This is a genomic window from Paraburkholderia sp. GAS82 (genome assembly GCF_050436285.1).
In the GTDB taxonomy this organism is placed as follows: Bacteria; Pseudomonadota; Gammaproteobacteria; order Burkholderiales; family Burkholderiaceae; genus Paraburkholderia; species Paraburkholderia phenazinium_B.
In genome coordinates this window covers 30,212-50,355 of record NZ_JBNDLX010000004.1, presented here as the reverse complement: position 1 = coordinate 50,355, position 20,144 = coordinate 30,212, and the positions used below count along the sequence as shown (strand labels likewise).

The 20,144-nt window shown below is 62.1% G+C and carries 17 protein-coding genes; 15 read left to right on the top strand and 2 right to left on the bottom strand.

Annotated elements, in window-relative coordinates:
- The first annotated feature begins 30 nt into the window (after positions 1-30).
- The gene (locus P3T17_RS13730; RefSeq protein ID WP_074264816.1) at positions 31-1,254 is read left to right on the top strand and encodes a CaiB/BaiF CoA transferase family protein; all 1,224 of its coding nucleotides are present in this window, start codon (positions 31-33) and stop codon (positions 1,252-1,254) included.
- A 96-nt stretch (positions 1,255-1,350) separates the two neighbouring features.
- On the opposite strand, the gene P3T17_RS13725 is transcribed toward P3T17_RS13730, so the two are convergent.
- Positions 1,351-2,325 carry an NADPH:quinone oxidoreductase family protein gene (locus P3T17_RS13725; RefSeq protein ID WP_074264815.1) on the bottom strand — a complete coding sequence of 325 codons (975 nt, stop codon included), beginning with the start codon at positions 2,323-2,325 and terminating at the stop codon, positions 1,351-1,353.
- Between the two features lie 149 nt (positions 2,326-2,474).
- Here P3T17_RS13725 and surE point away from each other — a divergent pair, with 149 nt between their 5' ends.
- The 6 genes from surE to rlmD all read left to right on the top strand — a co-directional run bounded on the left by surE (position 2,475) and on the right by rlmD (position 8,806).
- Positions 2,475-3,233: a 5'/3'-nucleotidase SurE gene (gene surE / locus P3T17_RS13720; protein WP_074266093.1), complete on the top strand. Its 759-nt coding sequence runs from the start codon at positions 2,475-2,477 to the stop codon at positions 3,231-3,233.
- Positions 3,230-4,390: a protein-L-isoaspartate(D-aspartate) O-methyltransferase gene (locus P3T17_RS13715; RefSeq protein ID WP_429407270.1), complete on the top strand. Its 1,161-nt coding sequence runs from the start codon at positions 3,230-3,232 to the stop codon at positions 4,388-4,390. The genes surE and P3T17_RS13715 overlap by 4 nt, the downstream gene beginning before the upstream one ends.
- A 5-nt stretch (positions 4,391-4,395) precedes the next feature.
- On the top strand, positions 4,396-5,352 hold the full coding sequence (locus tag P3T17_RS13710) for a peptidoglycan DD-metalloendopeptidase family protein (protein ID WP_429407268.1): 957 nt from the start codon (positions 4,396-4,398) through the stop codon (positions 5,350-5,352).
- 11 nt (positions 5,353-5,363) lie between these two features.
- The gene (gene rpoS, locus P3T17_RS13705; protein ID WP_074264812.1) at positions 5,364-6,458 is read left to right on the top strand and encodes an RNA polymerase sigma factor RpoS; all 1,095 of its coding nucleotides are present in this window, start codon (positions 5,364-5,366) and stop codon (positions 6,456-6,458) included.
- Between the two features lie 4 nt (positions 6,459-6,462).
- Positions 6,463-7,239 (top strand): 3'-5' exonuclease, encoded by a 777-nt coding sequence (locus tag P3T17_RS13700; protein ID WP_429407266.1) that lies wholly within the window; start codon positions 6,463-6,465, stop codon positions 7,237-7,239.
- Between the two features lie 211 nt (positions 7,240-7,450).
- Positions 7,451-8,806 carry a 23S rRNA (uracil(1939)-C(5))-methyltransferase RlmD gene (gene rlmD, locus P3T17_RS13695; protein WP_429288508.1) on the top strand — a complete coding sequence of 452 codons (1,356 nt, stop codon included), beginning with the start codon at positions 7,451-7,453 and terminating at the stop codon, positions 8,804-8,806.
- Between the two features lie 178 nt (positions 8,807-8,984).
- On the opposite strand, the gene P3T17_RS13690 is transcribed toward rlmD, so the two are convergent.
- A complete protein-coding gene (locus P3T17_RS13690; RefSeq protein ID WP_074264809.1) occupies positions 8,985-9,881 on the bottom strand; it encodes an outer membrane protein assembly factor BamD in 897 nt (298 codons plus the stop codon).
- A gap of 38 nt (positions 9,882-9,919) precedes the next feature.
- Between P3T17_RS13690 and P3T17_RS13685 the strand changes: the two genes are divergently transcribed.
- The 8 genes from P3T17_RS13685 (at position 9,920) to rimO (ending at position 20,143) form a co-directional block, all read left to right on the top strand.
- Positions 9,920-11,209 carry an RluA family pseudouridine synthase gene (locus P3T17_RS13685; protein ID WP_429407264.1) on the top strand — a complete coding sequence of 430 codons (1,290 nt, stop codon included), beginning with the start codon at positions 9,920-9,922 and terminating at the stop codon, positions 11,207-11,209.
- Positions 11,206-12,072, top strand: coding sequence for a peptidoglycan editing factor PgeF (gene pgeF, locus P3T17_RS13680; RefSeq protein ID WP_429407262.1), 867 nt, complete (start codon positions 11,206-11,208; stop codon positions 12,070-12,072). The genes P3T17_RS13685 and pgeF overlap by 4 nt, the downstream gene beginning before the upstream one ends.
- Positions 12,073-12,608: 536 nt before the next feature.
- Complete coding sequence (gene phaC / locus P3T17_RS13675) at positions 12,609-14,354, top strand: class I poly(R)-hydroxyalkanoic acid synthase (protein WP_429407891.1); 1,746 nt, start codon at positions 12,609-12,611, stop codon at positions 14,352-14,354.
- A gap of 116 nt (positions 14,355-14,470) precedes the next feature.
- Positions 14,471-15,652, top strand: a complete 1,182-nt coding sequence (locus tag P3T17_RS13670; RefSeq protein WP_429407260.1) for an acetyl-CoA C-acetyltransferase — start codon at positions 14,471-14,473, stop codon at positions 15,650-15,652.
- Between the two features lie 181 nt (positions 15,653-15,833).
- On the top strand, positions 15,834-16,574 hold the full coding sequence (locus P3T17_RS13665; RefSeq protein WP_074264804.1) for a 3-ketoacyl-ACP reductase: 741 nt from the start codon (positions 15,834-15,836) through the stop codon (positions 16,572-16,574).
- Positions 16,575-16,711: 137 nt separating this feature from the next.
- A complete protein-coding gene (phaR, locus tag P3T17_RS13660; RefSeq protein ID WP_074264803.1) occupies positions 16,712-17,290 on the top strand; it encodes a polyhydroxyalkanoate synthesis repressor PhaR in 579 nt (192 codons plus the stop codon).
- A gap of 357 nt (positions 17,291-17,647) precedes the next feature.
- Positions 17,648-18,592 carry a DUF3800 domain-containing protein gene (locus P3T17_RS13655; RefSeq protein ID WP_429407258.1) on the top strand — a complete coding sequence of 315 codons (945 nt, stop codon included), beginning with the start codon at positions 17,648-17,650 and terminating at the stop codon, positions 18,590-18,592.
- A gap of 213 nt (positions 18,593-18,805) precedes the next feature.
- Positions 18,806-20,143 carry a 30S ribosomal protein S12 methylthiotransferase RimO gene (rimO, locus tag P3T17_RS13650; protein WP_429407889.1) on the top strand — a complete coding sequence of 446 codons (1,338 nt, stop codon included), beginning with the start codon at positions 18,806-18,808 and terminating at the stop codon, positions 20,141-20,143.
- The last annotated feature ends 1 nt before the right edge of the window (position 20,144 follow it).

Below are 20,144 nucleotides of genomic sequence, written 5' to 3'. Positions count from 1 at the left end.
CGGCCAGGCCCGGCGTTATCCAGGAGACCCATGAGCGCAACCCTTGACGCGACACGTCCCGCCGGCCCGCTGGCCGGCGTGAAAGTGCTCGAACTCGGCACGCTGATCGCGGGGCCGTTCGCGGCGCGTTTTCTCGGCGAGTTCGGCGCCGACGTGATCAAGATCGAAGATCCGAAGGGCGGCGATCCGCTGCGCAAATGGCGCAAGCTCTATCCGGAAGTCGGCGGCACGTCGCTGTGGTGGGCTGTGCAGGCCCGCAACAAGAAATCCGTGACGATCAATCTGAAGGCCGAGGAGGGCAAGGAGATCGTGCGGCGGCTGGCGAAGGAAGCTGACATCGTCGTCGAGAATTTCCGCCCTGGGCTGCTCGAGAAGCTCGGGCTCGGCTATGACGTGCTGTCGGCCGAAAACCCTGGCCTCGTGATGGTGCGTCTATCCGGCTATGGACAGACCGGACCCTATCGGGACCGGCCAGGATTCGGCGCGATTGCCGAATCGATGGGCGGCTTGCGTCATATCACCGGTTATCCGGAATTGCCGCCGCCGCGCATCGGTATCTCGATCGGCGATTCGATCGCGGCGCTGCATGGCGTGATCGGCGCGCTGATGGCGCTGCATCATCGTCAGGCGAATGGCGGCAAAGGGCAGGTGGTCGACGTCGCGCTTTACGAAGCGGTCTTCAACATGATGGAGAGTGTGGTGCCCGAGTACGGCGTCTACGGCATGGTGCGCGAGCGCACCGGCGCGTCGCTGCCGGGCATCGTGCCTTCGAACACGTATCCGTGCCGCGACGGCAGCATCGTGATCGGCGGCAACAGCGATCCGATTTTCAGACGCCTGATGCTCGCCATCGAACGCGAAGATCTCGCCAACGATCCCGCGCTGGCGCACAACGACGGGCGCGTGCCGCGCACTCAGGAGATCGATCAGGCGATTGCCACGTGGCTTGCCACCCGCACGATCGACGAAGCGCTCGAGGTGCTGAACGCCGCGGATGTGCCGGTGGGCCGTATCTATAGCGTCGCCGATATGTTCACCGATCCGCAATTCATGGCGCGTCAGATGATCCAGCGCTTCAAATGGCAGGACGGCAAGGAAATCACCTTGCCCGCGGTGACACCGAAGCTCTCCGGGACGCCCGGCGAAACACGCTGGCTGGGGCCGGAACTAGGCGAACATACGGATGAGGTTTTGCGCTCGCTCGGCTACGATGCCGAGCATATTGCGCGGCTGCACGCGCAGCAGGTCGTGTGAGCCTGGGTGAAGAAAAACGGCGTGCGATCGATTGACCTTGAACGCCGTTTTTTCCAGCTGTCGTTGATGTTCGACGAGCAAACGCTGCATCAACGCCTACGGCGTAATCACAATCTTCCCGACCACCCGTCGTTCGGCCATTTCACGCAGCGCCCGCCCGGTTTCCTCCAGCGGATAGTGCGCCGACACGTACGGGCGCAGTTTGCCTTCACCGATCCAGCCGGTCATTTCCTTGAACGCCGCCGCGTTGTGCTGCGGCTCGCGCTTCGCGAAATCGCCCCAGAACACGCCGACGACGCTCGCGCCCTTCAGCAGAGTCAGGTTGAGCGGCAGCTTTGGAATCTCGCCGTTGGCAAATCCCACGACGAGATAGCGGCCGCGCCAGCCGATACTGCGAAACGCCGGCTCGGCGTAGATCCCGCCGACCGGATCGTAGATCACGTCCGGCCCTTTGCCGTCGGTCAGCGCCTTGATGCGCTCGCGCAGATCTTCGGTGCTGTAGTTGATGGTCGCATCGGCGCCGTGTTTGACGCAGATGGCGAGTTTCTCGTCGGAAGAGGCCGCCGCGATCACGCGTGCGCCGAGCGCCTTGCCGATCTCCACAGCCGCTAGCCCCACGCCGCCCGCGGCGCCTAGCACCAGCATCGTTTCGCCGGCCTTTAACGCGCCACGATCGACCACCGCGTGGTGCGACGTCCCATAGGCGAGCGTGAAAGCCGCCGCGACCGAAAAGTCGATGCCCGCGGCAAGCGGCACGCAAGCCGCTGCGGGCGCCACGGCCTGCTCAGCGAAACCGCCCTGGCCCGTGAACGCCACCACCCGCGCACCCGGCTGGAACTGGGTTACTCCGGCGCCGACCGCGCGCACGATACCGGCGACTTCCGAGCCCGGCGTGAACGGCAGCGGCGGCTTGAACTGGTATTTGTTCTCGATGATCAACACGTCGGGAAAATTGACGCTGGCTGCCTTGACGTCGATCACCACCTCGCCAGCTTGCGGCTCGAGGTCGGGCAGATCGACTACCGCAAGGCTCTCAGGCGGCCCGTACTGAATACAGCGAATCGCGCGCATTGTGTCTCCATTTCGATCGGGGTTCACCCGGGTATTCTGAAGTGTAAATCAAGCCGAACGATCGTGCGTTTTTACCTTGTGTGACATACCTGATGCGCGATGCCTGGAGTGTCGTTCGCGCGTCTTCTTTCCTCGGTTACAATCGCCGCATGCGAATCCTACTCAGCAACGACGACGGTTATCTGGCGCCCGGCCTCGCTGCGCTTTACGAGGCGTTGAAGGCATTTGCCGATGTCACTGTAATGGCGCCGGAGCAGAACTGCAGCGGCGCGTCGAACTCGTTGACGCTGTCGCGGCCGCTGTCCGTGCTGCGCTCGTCGACGGGGTTCTACTACGTGAACGGCACGCCGACCGACTCCGTGCATATCGCGCTGACCGGCATGCTGGACCATCGGCCCGATCTGGTCGTCTCCGGTATCAACAACGGCCAGAACATGGGTGAGGACACGCTGTACTCCGGAACAGTTGCTGCGGCCACCGAAGGCATCATGTTCGGCGTACCGGCGATCGCATTTTCGCTGGTCGACAAGGATTGGGGACATCTCGACGCCGCGACCCGTGTCGCCGCGGAAATCGTCGCCCATTATCTCGAGCATCCGCTGCCCGGGAACCCGTTACTCAACGTCAACATTCCCAATCTGCCGTACGAGCAGATCGGCGAGTGGCAGGTCACCCGTCTCGGCAAGCGGCATCCGTCGCAGCCGGTAATACCGCAGACCAACCCACGCGGCGAACCGATCTACTGGATCGGGCCGTCGGGCAGCGCGCGCGATGCCAGCGAAGGTACCGACTTCCACGCCGTCGCCAACGGCCATGTGTCGATCACGCCGCTGCAACTCGATCTGACTCATACCGCCATGTTGCCCGCGACGCGCGAGTGGCTACGCGCCGGGAGCGGCGCTTCATGACCCAGGAGCGCGCAAAGCGCTTTCCGCTTGGCCTCGAGGATCTCGTGCGCGAGCCGCGTCGGCCCGAAGGGCGCCCCGGCGAAGTGCGCGCGGCGAATCTCGCCGCCGCGACCGACCGTGCAAACGGTGCGCGGGCGAAGACGCCGGCGCGTGGTGAGGCGGCGGGCAATCGTGCTCCGGGTCAGCCGGTCAAGGCGGCGGCCGCCGTCGTCGTTAAACCTGTCGTGAAGCCGGTCGCCAAAGCGGCGCCAGCGGTGGCCAAGCCGATCGTAGCCAAGCAGGTTGTAGCCAAACCCATGGCGAAACCGGCCGTCAAAGCTGCGCCAGCGGCGCCCAAGCCGGTTGTAGCCAAACCCGTCGCCAAGGTAGCGCCATCGGCCGGCAGCAAATCTGGCGCCGTGCTCGCCGCTTCGACGCTCGCCAACCGTGCCGCGCCGCCGAAGCCCGTCACACTGCGCCCTTTGGAACGAAGCGCCGGCGCACCCAATGTGGCGTTGAACGGTGCACTCGCGCTGACTTCGGAACGGGTTCGCGAACGCATGGTCGAACGCCTGCGGGCAAACGGCATTACCGATCAGCGCGTGGTGCATGCAATGTCGGTGGTGCCGCGCCATATGTTCGTAGACCCGGGCCTGGCGCCCCAGGCTTATGAGGATGCGGCTTTGCCGATCGGTCACCATCAGACCATCTCCAAGCCGTCCGTGGTCGCCCGGATGATCGAACTGGCAGCCGCCGGCCGCACGCTTAACAACGTGCTCGAGATCGGCACGGGTTGCGGTTACCAGGCGGCTGTGCTGAGCCAGGTCGCACGCGATGTTTATTCGATTGAACGCATCAAACCGCTCTACGAGCGCGCCAAGACAAATCTGCGTCCGCTGCGCATTCCGAATATCCGGCTGCACTACGGGGACGGACGTATCGGACTGCCGGCTGCCGCGCCCTTCGATGCGATCGTGATCGCAGCGGCCGGGCTCGACGTGCCGCAGGCGTTGCTCGAGCAGCTTGCTATCGGCGGGCGCCTCGTCGCGCCGGTCGGTACGCAGGATGGGCAGACGCAGCAGGTGCTTACGCTCGTCGAGCGCACCGGACCCGCGCAGTGGCGCGAGTCGAGGCTTGATCGCGTTTTCTTTGTACCCTTAAAATCCGGAGTGATCTGAAACCGATGAGTATGTTGCGCGCGATGCAAATAAAAAGCCTGAATGTCCACCTGACCGTAGCCCAGCGTAGCGTGTGCGTGGTCGCGCTCTCCCTGTTGACGGCCTGTGCGACTCGGCTCGATAACGCGCCGGTTGTCGATAAATCCGGCGACCTCGGTACCCAGTCCGCGCAGCAGCCTGCGGCGCCGGTGCCGCTGGGGCCGCCGCCTCCGGGCTATTACCGGGTGAAGCCGGGCGATACGCTTTACCGGATCGCTCTCGAGAACGGTCAGAATTATCGCGATATCGCGACGTGGAACAACCTGACCAACCCGAACCAGATCGAGGTCGATCAGTTGCTGCGGGTCGCGCCTCCGGGCGCGAACGTCGCCGCGCTGACGCCGGGTGTGGCCACCGCGCCGATCGTGGGCGGGGGCGTGCAGACCGCGCCGCTCGGCGGCTCGCCTGCGCCTGGACCGAACCCGGCTCCCGGCCAGGGCGGTCCGGCTGGTATCGCGCCGCCGCCGCCGACCTACGGCGCTGGTCCGAACGCGCCGTCGGTCCCGCCGCAGAACGGCGCGAGCGACACCGGCGACGCGAGCGCAGCGCCGGCGAGCAGTCTCGCGTTTGCCTGGCCGGTGCGCGGTCCGATCCTCGGCACGTTCGACGATTCGACCAACAAGGGCCTCAATATCGGCGGGGCTGCCGGCGATCCGGTGAAAGCGGCTGCGGATGGACGCGTCGTTTATGCTGGAAATGGGCTGCGCGGTTACGGCAATCTCATTATCATCAAGCATGATGCAACTTATCTGACGGCGTATGCACATAACCGCGCTTTGATGGTAAAAGAGGGAGACGCGGTAACCAAGGGGCAGAAGATCGCCGAAATGGGCAATAGCGATTCGGACCGTGTGATGTTGCATTTCGAAGTTCGCCGGCAGGGCAAACCTGTCGACCCACTGAAGTATTTGCCGCCGCAATAAGCGATACGACCATGCCGAAATCGAAGCGCCGCCCGCCGCAAGCCGAGTCTGAGAATATCAGCCGCGCCACGCATGTCACGGTGGAGGACGGCGTCGCTTCGGAGGTCGAAGACGATAGCGTTGACGACCTCGATAACGCGCGCGATCAGGACGAGCGCCAGGCCGGTGCGGACGAGCCCGGCGAGACCCGCGAAGGCGCCAGCGACGCGGCGCCCGACGCCGACGATTTCCGTGCGCTGCTGCAAGCCGAACTCACGGCTGACACGATTCAGCATTACCTGAACCGGATCAGTGTAAAGCCGCTGCTGACGGTGGAAGAAGAGCAACGCTACTCGCGTCTGGCCAAAGCGGGCGAGTTCGAGGCACGCCAGGTGATGATCGAGCGCAATCTGCGGCTTGTCGTCAGTATCGCGAAAGGTTATCTGAACCGCGGAGTGCCGCTGCTCGATCTGATCGAGGAGGGCAATCTCGGCCTGATGCACGCCATCGAGAAGTTCGATCCTACGCGTGGCTTCCGGTTTTCTACTTATGCCACCTGGTGGATCCGTCAGAGCATCGAGCGCGCCATCATGAATCAGGCGCGCACCGTGCGCCTGCCGGTGCATGTGATTCGCGAACTCAACCAGGTGCTGCGCGCCAAGCGCCATCTGGAGAAGAACTCGATGAACTCCGGCGACGCAGCCGATCGCCGCGACGCCAGCATCGACGACATCGCGTATCTGACCGGCAAGACCACCGACGAAGTCACCGATATCCTCGCGCTGAACGAGCACACCGCTTCGCTCGACGCACCGCTCGATCTCGATCCGGCCAGCAGCCTGCTCGATCTGCTGTCCGACGACCAGAGCCAGTCGCCGGACGCCGAGGTACAGCACCGCGAACTGGAAACCCTGACGCGCGCGTGGCTGGCCCGTTTGTCCGACAAGCACCGTCACGTAATCGAGCGCCGCTTCGGCCTCAATCATATCGAGCCGGCCACGCTCGAAGAGCTGGCCGACGAAATGGGCCTCACGCGCGAGCGTGTGCGCCAGATCCAGCAGGAAGCCCTGGTTCGCCTGAAGCGCTTCTTTGCCTCTAACGGTGTGCGTAAGGACGCCGTTTTATAAACTGATGACACCGATTCTTGTTTTCGACATCGAGACAATTCCCGATGTCGCCGGCATTCGCCGCCTCGACGATTTGCCCGCCACGCTGACCGATGCCGAAGTCGCCGAGCACGCCTTTGCCGCGCGCCGCGAAAAAACCGGCAGCGATTTCCTGCCGCACCATCTGCAACGGATCGCGGCCATTTCCTGTGTGTTTCGCGACAACAATGGTTTTCGGGTGCGCTCGCTCGGTACGCTGGAAGACGGCGAAGCGGCGCTGGTGCAGTCGTTCTACCGCGTGATCGAGAAGTACACGCCGCAACTCGTTTCGTGGAACGGCGGCGGCTTCGATTTGCCGGTGCTGAACTATCGCGCGCTGGTCAACGGGATTCCCGCGAACCGTTTCTGGGACCTTGGCGAGGACGATCGCGAGTTCAAGTGGAACAACTACATCAGCCGCTATCATGCGCGCCACACGGACCTGATGGACGTGCTGGCGATGTACCAGACACGCGCCAACGCACCGCTCGATGCGCTCGCAAAAATGTGCGGTTTTCCCGGCAAGCTCGGCATGGACGGCAGCCAGGTCTGGCACGCGTTTCAGGATGGGCGGATTGAAGAAATCCGCAATTACTGCGAGACGGACGTCGTCAACACCTATCTGCTGTACTGCCGCTTCCAGTTGATGCGTGGCGGTTTCTCCGCTGAGGAATACGCGGACGAAATCGCTCTCGTGAAAAGCTCGCTCGCACTGGAACCGGCGTCGCACTGGGCCGAGTATCTGGCGGCGTTCGATCAATAGCAGCGTGCGCGAGCCAGCGGCGGCGTGGCGTCCTAAGCGGGCGTTGCGTTGATCGTCCGCAACGTCGGATCGTCGTCGGCGGTCGCGGTTCGTCTACAATCTCGCCTTCCCCCAATAGTCTGTCAGGAAGCCGCAGGTGTCTCAGAGTGCCCCCCATCGTGCCTCGAACCGTTCGTCCAGAGGCAAGAAGAAAGCGTCCGCCGAGGCGGGTGTGTCCGTTGTGCCTGTTATCGCCCCGATTCTCGAAGTCGAATCGCTCGACATGGAGGCGCGTGGCGTAGGCCGGACCGTCAACGAAGACGGTACGCCGGGCAAGGTGATTTTCGTCGAGGGCGCGTTGCCTGGCGAACGCGTCACTTATTTGAGCTATCGCAGGAAGCCGAGCTTCGAACAGGCCGAAGTGATCGACGTGCTGCGCGAGAGCGTGCTTCGCACCAAACCGCAGTGTCAGTTTTTCGGCACCTGCGGAGGCTGTTCCATGCAGCACCTCGATGTACGCGCGCAGATCGCCGTGAAGCAGCGCGTACTCGAAGACAATCTCGCGCATCTGGCGAAGCTTCGGCCCGAAACGGTGTACCGGCCGATTCACGGTCCGTCGTGGGGATATCGCTATCGGGCGCGTCTTACCGTGCGGCACGTGGCGAAGAAGGGCGGTGTGCTGGTCGGTTTTCACGAACGCAAGAGCAGCTTTATCGCCGACATGACTTCTTGCGAGGTGCTGCCGCCGCATGTTTCGGCGATGCTGGTGCCGTTGCGCCGGCTGGTCGAAGGGCTGTCGATTCGCGAGCGTATGCCGCAGATCGAACTGGCAGTTGGTTCAACCGTGACGGCGCTGGTCCTGCGCATTCTGGAGCCAATCAACGCGGCCGACGAACAACTGCTGCGAGAGTTTGCCGATGCCCACAACGTGCAGTTCTGGCTGCAACCGCAGGGGCCGGACTCGGTGGTGCCGTTCTATCCGCTCGACGCCCGGCTCGACTATACGCTGCCGGAGTACGACATCCGCATGCCGTTCAAGCCGACTGATTTCACGCAGGTCAATCACCAGATCAACCGCGTGCTGGTGGGGCGTGCGCTACGTCTGCTGGCGCCCTCGCGTACCGATCGTGTGCTCGATCTGTTCTGCGGTATCGGCAATTTCACGTTGCCACTTGCGCGGATTTCGAAGGAAGTCGTGGGGATCGAGGGCAGTGAAGTGCTCACCACACGAGCACTGGCGAATGCCGGGGAAAACGGCGTGGCAGGGCACACGTCGTTTGCCTGCCGCAACCTGTTCGAAGTCACCGCCGACGATATGCGCGCGCTCGGTCATTTCGATAAATTTCTGATCGATCCGCCGCGTGAAGGCGCGTTGGCGGTATCGAAAGCACTGGCTGAAATTGCGCAGAGCGGTCATGGTCCGCTGCCGAAGCGCATCGTCTACGTATCCTGCAATCCGTCGACGCTCGCTCGCGATGCGGGTCTGCTCGTGCACGAGGCAGGCTACCGGCTCAAGGGAGCGGGCGTGGTCAACATGTTCCCGCATACCTCGCATGTGGAGTCGATTGCGCTGTTTGAGCGCGACTGACCCGATGACCCGCTGGCCTGGCGTTGCACCGGCGTGAACGCGCTCCGGACGCCAGCGTAATCCAGCCGTACGAACCAACGAAAAGCACAAACAAAAACGCCATGACCTTAAAGTCATGGCGTTTTTTCATCACGCGTGGATCTGGATCAGATCCGGCGCCGCTCGCAAGGCATGCGGCTTAGAACTGCCACCACGATTTCTCCGTGCCTGGCCGCGCATGGCCGGTGATGTACGGGCTGTCCGGGAACGTGCCCGCCAGGATGCGCTTTGTGTCGTCAGCCAGTTGCGGCTGGTTCAGCTTCTCATACGACAGCATCATGATGTGCAGTGCGTCTTCGATCGCGGGCGCATTGCGGTAATCCTTGATGGCAAGCTGCGCACGGTTGATTGCCGCGACATACGCACCACGACGGTAGTAGTAATCCGCTGCATGGACTTCGTGCGACGCCAGCGCGTTCACGATGTAGCGCATGCGTTGTGCAGCATCCGGTGCGTACTTGCTGTTCGGATACTTGTCCACCACCACCTTGAACGCGTCATACGACTCGCGCAGCGACTTCGGATCGCGCTCGCTCATGTCCTGGCCGGAGAAACGGCCGAACAGACCGAGGTCGTCGTTGAAGTTGATCATGCCCTTGAGGTAATACGCGTAGGCGATATCCGGATGATCCGGGTGCAACTGGATGAAGCGGTCGATAGCCTGATTGGCTGCGTCGTTCTCGCTGTCTTTCCAGTTACAGTAGGCCACGTTGATCTGCGCCTGCTGGGCGAAGTGACCGAACGGATCGCGACCCTCAAGCATTTCGAAGTATTTCGCACACTTGCCCCAGTCCTTGTTGGACAGGGAGTCCTGTGCCTCCGTATATAATTTGGCGTTCGGCCAGGTAGCCGTTTCATCGGTCTTTTCCGGCAGGCCATGGCAGGCCGCCACAATCGCAATGGCCGCGGCGCACGCAAAATACCGTGCCACCCGGGAGGCCATGCGTCGGACAGTCGTCCAGACTGTCGTCTGGGCTGCCGTCTTGTAGGCCGCCGTCTTTTGGGCCGATTCAGTAATGGTGTTCAAGGCTCGCATTTTCCAGTCTAGCTTTACGTCCAGGTGACCCAGACTCAATGACCCGATCAAATAATCCGGATCCCTCTGCAGGGGCCCGGAATAGCAACAAAGATTATAGCCCAAGCGCTGACCCCTCCGACGCGTTGGGTAGTGATTCGTTAGATGACGATCTTGACGGCGACGCGCTCGTGCCCCATCAGGCCGGGAGCGAGGTGCCGACGGTGGCCAGCAAAGCCGTGGACAACACGCCTCGCGTGGTGACCGTGCCCGACGAACTGGCCGGCGAGCGGCTCGACAAGGTGCTCGCCAAGGTATTTCCGGAGTTTTCGCGCAACCGTCTGCAAAGCTGGATCGAGGCGGAGCGCGTGCTGGTGGATGGCGAGCCCGCGAAGATCCGCAAACCGGTGCCGCTCGGCGCGCAGATCGAGCTCGTGCCCGACCTGCTGCCTGAGCAACTTGCGTTCACGCCCGAGCCCGTACCGCTCGACGTGGTCTATGAGGACGACACCCTCGTCGTCATCAACAAGCCCGCCGGCATGGTCGTGCACCCGGCTGCCGGCAACTGGAGCGGCACCATCCTGAACGGCTTGCTGCACCGCTACGGCGAGGCCGCGTCCGGTTTGCCGCGCGCCGGCATCGTGCACCGTCTCGACAAGGAAACCTCGGGCTTGATGGTGGTGGCGCGCACGCTCGAAGCGCAGACCGACCTCGTACGGCAACTGCAGGCGCGTACCGTCAAGCGCCGCTATCTCGCGCTCGTATGGGGCAACATGCCTGATGAAGGCACCATCGATGCGCCGATCGGCCGCGATCCGCGCGAGCGCACCCGCATGGCGGTGGTCACGAGTGCTGCGGGCAAACCCGCACGTACCCATTTCCGGCGTGTCGACACAGCTATCTGGCAGCGGCAACCGGTGTCGGCGATCCACTGCGATCTCGAAACCGGGCGGACCCACCAGATTCGTGTGCATTGCGCGCACATTGGTCATCCGTTGCTCGGCGACCCGGTCTATGGTCGCGCGCGCGGCAAGCGTTCGGTCACGCCTTTGCCGGACGGCTTTGCACGCCAGGCGCTGCATGCGTGGCGCCTCGGGCTGATTCATCCGCGGACCGGACGTGACATGCAGTGGCGCGCCGAGGTCCCGGAAGACATGGCGGCGCTGTCGGCAGCGCTTGGACTTGGCCGTGACGAGGCGGGCGAGTTCGACGAGTCATATTACGAAGACGAGGAAGCGGAAGGTTACGAAGCATTTCTCGACGACGAGGACGAAGCTGACGAAGACGACGAAGCTGACGACCATGAGCACGGTGGCGACGATGGCAACGATGAGGACGACCGCGCATGAACCAGCCTGAATCGACACCGTCTGCATCCGCTTTCCCGGAGCTGACCCGGGCCGACGTGTTTCAACCCGGCTGGCAGGCGCCGCCGCGCGTGCGCGCGCTGGTGACCACGCGCAACGGCGGCGTCAGCTTGCCGCCATATGGCCGCTGGAGCGACGGCGTCGATCGGCCGGGTGGCCTGAATCTCGGCCGGCTGGCTGGCGACGATCCGTTATGCGTCGTCGAGAACCGTGCCCGTCTGCGGGCGTTGACCGACGGAGCCCAGGCGGCCTGGCTCGAACAGATCCACGGCGCGGAAGTGGTCGACGCGCACGAAGTGCTCGAGCAGGCCCGCGCGGGCGCGCCGCTCGTCCGCGCCGACGCCAGCGTGACGAACCGGCCCGGCACGATCTGCGTCGTGATGATCGCCGATTGCATGCCCGTCCTGTTATGCGATGCCGAAGGCCGCGCGGTGGGCGCCGCGCACGCGGGATGGCGCGGCCTCGCTGCGGGCGTGGTCGAAAAGACCGCCCAGCGTGTGGCCGGGTTGGCGGGTGCGCAACCCGGCTCACTACACGCATATCTGGGCCCGTCGATCGGGCCAGCCGCATTCGAGGTCGGGGCAGACGTGCGTGACGCCTTCATGAACGATGTCGACGGTTCGCAACGCGAAGCCACCGCTCAGGCATTTGTGCCGCGTCCCGATTCACCCGGTAAATATCTCGCCGATCTTCCCGCGTTGGCACGTTTGCGCCTGCAACGTTTCGGCGTGACGCAGATTAGCGGCGGCGATCTCTGCACGGTGACCGAACGCGAGCGTTTTTATTCATACCGGCGCGATCGCATAACAGGCCGTATGGCCGCGATGATCTGGCTTGCCGACTGACGATACCGGCTTATTCATGCCCGTGGCAGCCGCGGCGAGCGGTATACATCAGGGTTTGTTCGGGGGGCAGGGCATGATTATTTGTTGCGTCGCCGGAAGTGCATGCGCCGGTTAACCTGCGTGCAATCGAGCCGGCTGAAAATCGTTGTCACGTCCAGCGTTAAATGCATAAAAAGGCCCTGTAATACGGGCCTTTTACATTTCCTGTCGATTCGTTCAAGGGCATTCCATTAGTGCAATGAAATACATGGGGAAAACGATAATTAAAAAAATATCGCACTGCGGCAAAATCGGGAACAAGCATTGACATGCCTTGCGATGGGGAGCAAGAATGTCCCCCACACACGGGACAGGGCGTGACGAGGTCGCGAGCAATCGCCCACGTGCGCTAGAAACCTGCCTCTCAACCGTCCGCGAGGACTCACCGGTCAAAAGCAGGTATGGCAGCATCACAATCCTCGACTTCCTCAAGCACGGACTCCACGGCGGAGCGTACCCAGCAGCAAGCCGGTGCGCAGCAGTTACTCGATGCGTGGATGAATGCATGGCGCTCGCTCGGTGTGCCTGGCGCGGGTCAGGCTGCGGCCTTTCAGATGCCGCAGATGCCTGCCATGCCGGCCATGCCCGATTTCAGCAACGCGGCCGCAGCCATGGGCCAGTTTGCCGGTCTGAAGTTGCCTACTGCGGCGATCCCTGCGGAGCGTCTGCAGAAACTGCAAGCCGACTATTCGCGTGAAGCGATGCAGTTGCTTCAGCAATCGGCGGACTCAAAGTCGAAAGCCCCCGAACTCAAAGACCGCCGTTTTAGTTCAGATGCGTGGAGTGCCGCGCCGGCCTACGCATTCACGGCCGCATGGTATCTCCTTAACGCGCGTTACCTGCAGGAACTGGTCGAAGCGCTCGACACCGAACCGAAGGTGCGCGAGCGCATCCGCTTCGCGGTTCAGCAATGGACTGCAGCGACCTCGCCGAGCAACTTCTTCGCATTGAATCCGGAAGCGCAGAAGACGTTGCTCGAGAGTCGAGGTGAAAGCCTGCGTCAAGGCGTCAGCAATCTGTTGAGCGATCTGAAACGCGGCAAGATCTCGCAGACCGACGAATCGAGTTTCGTGGTCGGCAAGAATCTCGCGAACACTGAAGGATCGGTCGTATTCGAAAACGACCTGATCCAGTTGATCCAGTACAAGCCGCGCACGGCGAGCGTGCGCGAGCGGCCGTTGCTGATCGTGCCGCCTTGCATCAACAAGTTCTACATCCTCGATCTGCAACCGGAGAATTCGCTGGTCGCTCACGGGCTTGAATCGGGGCACCAGGTGTTCCTGATTTCGTGGCGCAATGCGGATGCATCGATTGCGCATAAGACGTGGGACGATTACACCGACGAAGGTGTGCTCACCGCCATCGAGACCGTTCGTCAGATCAGTGGACGCGAGCAGATCAACACGCTCGGCTTTTGTGTCGGCGGCACGATGCTCGCCACGGCGCTCGCGGTCGCCGCGGCACGCGGCGAACATCCCGCTGCCTCGATGACGCTGCTCACCGCGATGCTCGATTTCTCCGACACGGGTGTGCTCGATGTGTTCGTCGACGAAGCCCATGTGCAGATGCGCGAGCAGACTATCGGCGGCAAGAACGGCACGCAACCGGGTCTGATGCGCGGCATCGAGTTCGCCAACGCGTTCTCGTTCCTGCGCCCGAACGATCTGGTGTGGAACTATGTCGTCGACAATTATCTAAAGGGTCGCACGCCGATGCCGTTCGACCTGCTGTACTGGAACAGCGACTCGACCAGCTTGCCCGGGCCGATGTACGTCTGGTACCTGCGCAACACGTATCTCGAGAATCGTCTGCGCGAACCGAATGCATTGACCGTCTGCGGCGAGAAGGTGGACCTGTCGCTGATCGATGTGCCGACCTTCATCTACGGCTCACGGGAAGACCATATCGTGCCGTGGCGCACGGCCTATGCTTCGGTGCCGTTGCTGAGCGGACCGCTCGAGTTCGTGCTCGGTGCTTCGGGGCATATCGCGGGTGTGATCAACCCGCCGGCCAAGAACAAGCGCAATTACTGGGTGCTCAAGGCAGAAGACAAGAGCTTGCCGGAGAGTCCGGACGACTGGTTCGATCAGGCCGAGGACGTACCGGGCAGCTGGTGGCCCGAGTGGACCCGCTGGCTCGATCAGTATGGCGGCAAGAAGGTCAAGGCGCGCGCTACAGCGGGCTCGGCCGAGCATCCGGTGATCGAGGCAGCGCCCGGGCGCTATGTGATGCAAAAAGAGTGACACGCGGGGTTCGGTTAGTGAGTCGGTATGGGACGCGAGCGGCGTTGAGCAGTTGAATGGATTTTTAACTTGACGGGCGGCGGAGCAACTGGCCGTAGCGTCCGGAGGAAATTGAAATGACTGATGTAGTGATCGTATCGGCCGCGCGTACGGCAGTAGGTAAATTCGGTGGGTCGCTGGCGAAAACCGCTGCACCCGATCTCGGCGCCATCGTGATTCGCGCTGCACTCGAACGCGCGGGCGTGAAGCCCGAGCAGGTCAGCGAAGTCATTATGGGGCAGGTTCTCACGGCCGGTTCGGGCCAGAACCCGGCGCGTCAGTCGCTGATCAAGGCGGGGCTACCGTTGGCGGTGCCCGGCATGACGATCAACAAGGTCTGCGGCTCGGGTCTGAAGGCTGTGATGCTGGCGGCCAACGCCATCATCGCGGGCGACGCCGACATCGTGGTGGCCGGCGGCCAGGAAAACATGAGCGCCGCACCACACGTACTGCCGGGCTCGCGTGACGGCTTCCGCATGGGCGATGCCAAGCTGATCGACAGCATGATCGTCGACGGCCTGTGGGACGTGTACAACCAGTACCACATGGGTGTCACGGCAGAGAACGTCGCGAAGGAATACGGCATCACTCGCGAGCAGCAGGACGCGTTTGCGGCGCTGTCGCAGAACAAGGCGGAAGCCGCGCAGAAGTCGGGCCGTTTCGACGACGAAATCGTGCCGGTCGAGATTCCCCAACGCAAGGGCGAGCCGCTGCGTTTTGCCACCGACGAATTCGTGCGCCACGGCGTGACCGCCGAGTCGCTCGCCAGTCTGAAGCCTGCTTTCTCGAAGGAAGGCACGGTGACGGCAGCTAACGCGTCGGGCCTGAACGACGGCGCCGCCGCGGTGCTCGTGATGTCGGCCAAGAAAGCCGAAGCGCTCGGCCTCACGCCGCTCGCCCGCATCAAGGCCTACGCCAACGCCGGCGTCGATCCGAAGGTGATGGGTATGGGCCCGGTGCCGGCGTCGCGCCGTTGCCTCGAACGCGCGGGCTGGACTCCGGCCGATCTCGATCTGATGGAGATCAACGAAGCGTTTGCTGCGCAGGCGCTTGCCGTGCATCAGCAAATGGGCTGGGACACCTCGAAGATCAACGTGAACGGTGGTGCGATTGCGATCGGCCATCCGATCGGCGCGTCCGGTTGCCGGATTCTCGTCACGCTGCTGCACGAAATGCAGAAGCGGGATGCGAAGAAGGGGCTGGCGTCGCTGTGTATCGGCGGCGGCATGGGCGTGGCGCTGGCAGTCGAGCGGTTCTGAGCGCACCTGCCCGGAGCAGGATTGCCGCGCGGGCGCTTCATCCGCGGTGAGGGGTGAAGCGGCGCGCGGTGTATGACGGCCTCGCCGGCCGGTCGCCCGGCGGCAGCGGAGATGATGCAGTAAAGGCGAGGAAAGAGGCTGCCGGTCGGCGCCTCGGAAAAACGATAATGGAGTGTGGTTTATGGCACAGCGAATTGCGTATGTAACGGGCGGGATGGGCGGCATCGGCACGAGCATTTGCCAACGTCTTCATAAGGAAGGCTTCAAGGTCGTCGCCGGCTGTGGCCCGAACTCGCCACGCCGGGTCAAATGGCTCGAAGAGCAGAAGGCACTCGGTTTCGACTTCATCGCCTCGGAAGGCAATGTGGGCGACTGGGAGTCGACGCGGGCGGCGTTTGACAAGGTGAAGGCCGAAGTCGGCGAAATCGACGTGCTGGTCAACAACGCGGGCATCACGCGCGACGTCGTGTTCCGCAAGATGACGCATGAAGACTGGACGGCCGTGATCGACACCAACCTGACGAGTCTGTTCAACGTCACCAAGCAGGTGATCGATGGTATGGTCGAGCGCGGCTTTGGGCGCGTGATCAACATCTCGTCGGTGAACGGGCAGAAGGGCCAGTTCGGTCAGACCAACTACTCGACGGCAAAAGCCGGCATTCACGGTTTCACGATGTCGCTGGCTCAGGAAGTCGCCACCAAGGGTGTGACGGTGAATACCGTTTCGCCTGGCTACATCGGCACGGATATGGTCAAGTCGATCCGTCCCGATGTACTGGAAAAGATCGTTGCGACGATTCCGGTGCGCCGTCTTGGCCAGCCGGATGAGATCGGTTCGATCGTAGCGTGGCTCGCGTCGGACGAATCGGGTTTTTCTACGGGAGCCGATTTCTCGCTGAATGGCGGTCTGCACATGGGCTGATCCGTGAGGTGCTCCGTTGCAAGACGGGGCGCCACATGGTTCAGGTTTTTCCGGCGGCGTCTCGCATCTGCAATCATGGCCCGATTGCGGATGCGACAGCGCCGTTTCTGCGCTTCAATGGCGCTCAAAGGCGTTAAATGACCACTACTACAAAGAAAACTGCCGAACGACTCATCAAGAAATATCCGAACCGTCGGCTCTACGATACCGAGACAAGCACGTACATCACGCTGACGGACGTCAAGCAGCTCGTGCTGGACCAGGAGGATTTCAAGGTTATCGATGCCAAGAGCAACGAAGACCTGACGCGCGCCATTCTGTTGCAGATCATTCTGGAAGAAGAGAGCGGCGGTTTGCCGATGTTCTCGTCGTCGATGCTCTCACAGATCATCCGTTTCTACGGACACGCGATGCAGGGGATGATGGGCACGTATCTCGAGAAGAACATTCAGGCGTTCATCGACATTCAGGCCAAGCTCGCCGACCAGTCGAAGAACCTGTATGAAGGCAAGGCGATGAACCCCGAGGTGTGGTCGCAGTTCATGAACATGCAGGCGCCGATGATGCAGGGCATGATGACCAGCTATATCGAGCAGTCGAAGAACATGTTCGTGCAGATGCAGGAGCAGATGCAGAATCAGGCCAAGTCGATGTTCAGCACGTTCCCGTTTACGCCGGCCAATCCGCAGACGGATCCGGAGCCGGAGAAGAAGTAGGGGGCGACGCGCCTGGATTAGCGTAGCGCTGGCGATAGCTGCTGGTTGAGCGGCAAAGCTGGTTGACTGCGCCGGCGACGTGACGAGCGAGACAATGCATGATCCGGTGTTTGTTTCGGCGTGCGCTCGTGCGCTCGCGCGGTCACGCCAAAGAATAAAACTGCGGGATTCGTGGAGCAAACGTAGAGGCGGTTGGCCAATCGGAGGGATTGACGCCGTTGCGTCGAGCGCTTACCATTTTCCAAATGATTGGGCCGTAGCTCAATCAATCGTCGAACGGGGCAACCTGGCGACAAATACGGCGATACGCCGCCAAACAGCCGCTCAAAGCGGCTGTTTTCATTTCCGGGGGCAAAAGTGTCGTATATCTGTTACATCGACGAGGCAGGATGCAGTGCGCCTTTGCCCGCGAGGAAAACGGATATTCAGCCTTTGCTTGTAGTCGCAGGACTGGTCGTTCATCAAGAGGCGCTCCCGCTCCTCACGCGTGAGTTTCTCACGTTGAAGCGCACGTACTTCCCGGGGTCGTTCACTTCGCCTCATCTACTCGACGACGTGCGAGAAGAGGTCAAGGGCTCTGATCTTCGAAGTGCGATCCGGAAGAAAGGCCATAAAGCCCGAACGCAATTGCGGTTTATCGACGATACGTTGGGACTGCTTGAGCGCTACAGCTGTCGGGTTCTCGCATCGGTCTGGATAAAGGGTGTAGCCATGCCGTTCAAGTCGCGCGAGACCTATACTCAATCGGTGCAGTATGCATGCAAGGCTTTCCAGTCGTTCCTGAAGCACAAGGACTCGCAAGGTTTTGTGATTGCCGACTTCAGGACTACGCAACTGAACGACCAGGTTGCGCATTCGATTTTTACTCAAAAGTACCGGGCGAAAGGCGATCCATTTGACCGTGTGATCGAGTTGCCGACGTTCGGTGTGAGTAACAACCACGTCGGTCTCCAGCTGACCGATGTCTTGTGCAGCGCGCTTATCTTCCCGATCGCGTCATCGGTTTACTGTTTTGGCCACGTCTCGGGAGTCCATGTGAATGGGCGCGATCTTGTCGCTCGTCGCCGCTACAGCAAGCGTCTGAAAAAGCTTCAATTTAAGGTCGACGCAGGTTGGAGCGTCTGGGTGTCCGACAAACACCAGAAGCGTTCGTCGGCCGATCTCTTTGTGGTGCCGCCAGTTCAGACTCCGGTCCATGTGCCGCTGCACGGCCTGGGTGTCGAATGGCATGCGGCGGTGGACGCAGACCGAGTTGAGAAAGGCGACGACGAGGCAACGGCCAGCACGGCCGCATTAGCTTAGGCATCGCCGCGGCGGCCCGGCTTTACCGGGTGTTGCATTTCACGACCCGCTTCAGCGTCGCGGTCATATTCCGACGAGGGGACGTCGAGGGCACATGGCACGGTAGAATAGTGCCTTCGCGGCGCGGTGCGCCACGACCCCCACAAGTACGGTGTATCAGTGAAAAACCATTTGGAATCAAAGGCGAAGGCGGGATCTGCTCCTAAAATCGGCATGGTCTCCCTCGGCTGCCCGAAAGCGCTCGTCGACTCCGAGCAGATCATCACGCAACTGCGCGCCGAAGGCTACGAGATCTCGGGGACCTATGACGGCGCCGATCTGGTCGTCGTCAACACCTGCGGCTTCATCGACGAAGCGGTCCAGGAAAGCCTCGACGCCATCGGCGAGGCGCTGTCCGAAAACGGCAAGGTGATCGTCACCGGTTGCCTCGGCGCGAAGAAGAGCGCGAGCGGCTCAGGCCTGATCGAAGAGGTGCATCCGAAGGTGCTGGCCGTCACCGGTCCGCATGCGCTGGGCGAAGTGATGCAGGCGGTCCATCACCACCTGCCGAAGCCGCACGACCCGTTCGTGGATCTCGTGCCCGCTGCGGGCGTGAAGCTCACGCCGCGCCACTACGCGTATCTGAAGATTTCCGAAGGCTGCAACCATCGCTGCACGTTCTGCATTATCCCGTCCATGCGCGGCGACCTCGTGTCGCGTCCGGTCGCCGACGTGATGCTCGAAGCTGAAAACCTGTTGAAGTCCGGTGTGAAGGAACTGCTGGTGATTTCGCAGGACACGAGTGCATATGGCGTGGACGTGAAGTACCGCACCGGTTTCTGGAACGGCAAGCCGATCAAGACGCGCATGACCGATCTGGTCGGCGCACTCGGCGAACTGGCTGCGCAATACGGCGCCTGGGTGCGCCTGCACTATGTGTATCCGTACCCAAGCGTCGACGAAGTGATCCCGATGATGGCCGAAGGCCCGTTCAAAGGCCACGTGCTGCCGTACCTCGATGTACCGTTCCAGCACGCGCATCCCGAAGTGCTCAAGCGGATGAAGCGCCCGGCCAATGCCGAAAAAGTGCTTGAGCGCGTGCGCGCATGGCGCGAGATGTGCCCGGACCTGACCATCCGCAGCACGTTCATCGCCGGCTTTCCTGGTGAGACCGAAGAGCATTTCCAGACGCTGCTCGACTTCATCCGCGAAGCAGAGCTGGATCGTGTTGGCTGCTTTGCTTACTCGCCGGTTGAGGGCGCCACGGCCAACGAACTGGACGGTGCGTTGCCCGACGAAGTGCGTGAAGAACGCCGCGCGCGTTTCATGGAAGTCGCCGAGGAAGTGTCGGCGAAGCGCATCGCCCGCAAGGTCGGCAAGACGCTGAAGGTGCTGGTCGACGAGATCAATACCGATGGCGGCATCGGCCGCACGGCAGCGGATGCGCCGGAGATCGACGGCGTCGTGTATATCGCGCCCACCACCAAGGCCTCGAAGCGCTACAAGGTCGGTGATTTTGTCTCGGTGAAGATCAGCGGTGCGGATGGCCACGATCTGTGGGGCGAGGTGTAAG

Excerpts from the sequence above, each read along its gene's own strand:
- P3T17_RS13730 (WP_074264816.1), top strand. The coding sequence starts at position 31 with ATGAGCGCAACCCTTGACGCGACACGTCCCGCCGGCCCGCTGGCCGGC.
- P3T17_RS13725 (WP_074264815.1), bottom strand. The coding sequence starts at position 2,325 with ATGCGCGCGATTCGCTGTATTCAGTACGGGCCGCCTGAGAGCCTTGCG.
- surE (WP_074266093.1), top strand. The coding sequence starts at position 2,475 with ATGCGAATCCTACTCAGCAACGACGACGGTTATCTGGCGCCCGGCCTC.
- P3T17_RS13715 (WP_429407270.1), top strand. The coding sequence starts at position 3,230 with ATGACCCAGGAGCGCGCAAAGCGCTTTCCGCTTGGCCTCGAGGATCTC.
- P3T17_RS13710 (WP_429407268.1), top strand. The coding sequence starts at position 4,396 with ATGAGTATGTTGCGCGCGATGCAAATAAAAAGCCTGAATGTCCACCTG.
- rpoS (WP_074264812.1), top strand. The coding sequence starts at position 5,364 with ATGCCGAAATCGAAGCGCCGCCCGCCGCAAGCCGAGTCTGAGAATATC.
- P3T17_RS13700 (WP_429407266.1), top strand. The coding sequence starts at position 6,463 with ATGACACCGATTCTTGTTTTCGACATCGAGACAATTCCCGATGTCGCC.
- P3T17_RS13690 (WP_074264809.1), bottom strand. The coding sequence starts at position 9,881 with ATGCGAGCCTTGAACACCATTACTGAATCGGCCCAAAAGACGGCGGCC.
- P3T17_RS13685 (WP_429407264.1), top strand. The coding sequence starts at position 9,920 with ATGACCCGATCAAATAATCCGGATCCCTCTGCAGGGGCCCGGAATAGC.
- pgeF (WP_429407262.1), top strand. The coding sequence starts at position 11,206 with ATGAACCAGCCTGAATCGACACCGTCTGCATCCGCTTTCCCGGAGCTG.
- phaC (WP_429407891.1), top strand. The coding sequence starts at position 12,609 with ATGAATGCATGGCGCTCGCTCGGTGTGCCTGGCGCGGGTCAGGCTGCG.
- P3T17_RS13670 (WP_429407260.1), top strand. The coding sequence starts at position 14,471 with ATGACTGATGTAGTGATCGTATCGGCCGCGCGTACGGCAGTAGGTAAA.
- P3T17_RS13665 (WP_074264804.1), top strand. The coding sequence starts at position 15,834 with ATGGCACAGCGAATTGCGTATGTAACGGGCGGGATGGGCGGCATCGGC.
- phaR (WP_074264803.1), top strand. The coding sequence starts at position 16,712 with ATGACCACTACTACAAAGAAAACTGCCGAACGACTCATCAAGAAATAT.
- rimO (WP_429407889.1), top strand. The coding sequence starts at position 18,806 with ATGGTCTCCCTCGGCTGCCCGAAAGCGCTCGTCGACTCCGAGCAGATC.